This is a genomic window from Psychromonas sp. Urea-02u-13 (assembly GCF_002835995.1).
Taxonomy (GTDB): Bacteria; Pseudomonadota; Gammaproteobacteria; order Enterobacterales; family Psychromonadaceae; genus Psychromonas.
Genome location: NZ_PJBZ01000189.1, coordinates 1 through 1,727 on the forward strand (window position 1 = coordinate 1; position 1,727 = coordinate 1,727).

1 protein-coding gene is annotated in these 1,727 nt (G+C 37.6%); it reads right to left on the bottom strand.

From position 1 onward, the window contains the following. Positions 1-1,625: IS1634 family transposase (locus CXF74_RS21270; protein WP_101084631.1), on the bottom strand; the 1,625-nt coding region annotated here is incomplete at its 3' end. Positions 1,626-1,727 lie beyond the last annotated feature (102 nt).

The window sequence follows — 1,727 nt, forward strand, 5'->3', positions numbered from 1 at the left end:
TTTTCTATTTTATATAAAGACTCTGCATGCCCGCCAATGAGGATGGTGATCTTGCTCCTTAATTCATCTAAACCTTCGATATACACTCGTGTATTAACATCATTTTCTGATTGATAAATGAGATTAATCCCTTCAAAACATTGAAAAACCCAGCGTAACGTGGGTGTTTCAGTCGCCTGATTTATTTGATTCGGAATACTGGCCTTTACCTTTTTCATCGTTGCACGCATTCTTCGCTGAGCAATTGAATAAACAAGCAACGATAATGTCATGATCATCAGCAAAGCATCAATTCTGCTTGGTTTCTTGATAAAAAGTGAAGAAACAAAAAATAGTGGATCTTTTAAAAATCGAAATCCACGTTCAACGGCTGATTGTGCTTTATAGTGATGTAAAACATCTTCAGGTGAAAGCGCTGAATCTGCAATATTAGTCGCTAATATGAAACAGGATTTTTGATCTTCTGCATATTGTATTGCCTCTGTATTTTCTACATATTGCCCCGTGATTTGCCATTCAATACTTTTTGCTTTCGCCCCTTTTTTAGGCCTGCCTTTCCCTTCATATATTTTGTGCTCGCTTAAAGCTAAAACGTTAACGTTATGATAATTCGACTTTTTATTGATTGCGTTGAGTGCTTTTTCTGCATCATGTTCGCATGCGAACCGTTGTGCCTGTAAATGAAAAAGGGATTTATCCAATACGTTTTTTGCCCGCGAAACCTGTTTGATAACGCTCTTTTTTGCTCGCCCTTGTGCTGCTTTTGAGTGAATGATTATCCACCGCTGGTTTATGTCCATATGGTTTACTTGCTCAACAGAATATTGATAATTATCATCGATCACTTGCCACTTGTTTTCTGCTAATTTTGACGATATCAGTTCTTTTTCAAGTTTTATTGTTGATGGGATAAGTGTTATAAATTGCAGTTTGGATAAAAATTCAGCATTACCTTTATGATAAAGTTTGCAGTCAGCAATCAGATAACTTGGTGCTTTTGAGTTTTTAAAACTTTCGACTAATGCTTTAGAGCGTGCTTTGAATACCGCGGTATCAGCGCTGTTCCCATCCCAATTTTTACAAGCAAGTGGGATCCCGCCGTCTTGACTTACAATCATCTCCTGTACAACTTGCTTAAGATCAGGCCGATGAGCTTTACTGTGACCATGAGTGATCCTGATAATATTTTCATCGCAGCCTTCTTCGTCAACTGCATACTCACCCGTCAAGGAGTGGCTTGTTGTATCGAGTGATTTGAATTGGCAATTTACCTCTTCAATCTGACAAGCTTGATCTGATATCAATGAAAATAAGCTTTCACAACCAAAATTAAAACATTGATCGAGTGTCCTGCCTAGCTTATGGCGGTTGAAGAAACTTGCTTCAACACCTTCCCTGAATAGATGCTCAAGCGGGAGGTTAGTAAAAAACTGCGGACTCAGTGATAACGGGCGATTAGCAAACCCTAAGCCATTCATTATCATGCCTTTAACTGCTTCACCTGGTGTTATTTCTTGCTTCTCATCTTGAGGTAAATGTTTATCTAATAGCGGTACAATTTGTAAGTCATCAATAATGCCAGCAACAATACCATGGTGATCTAATCGTTTAATTTTAAAGCTCATATTTACCTCGTTGATTAAGGCTTATATTTTACTCAATTTATGATCGTTTGGCTGCTTCTATTTTAAATGGAAATTATCGGAGCTTGATCTAATCAATGTGTG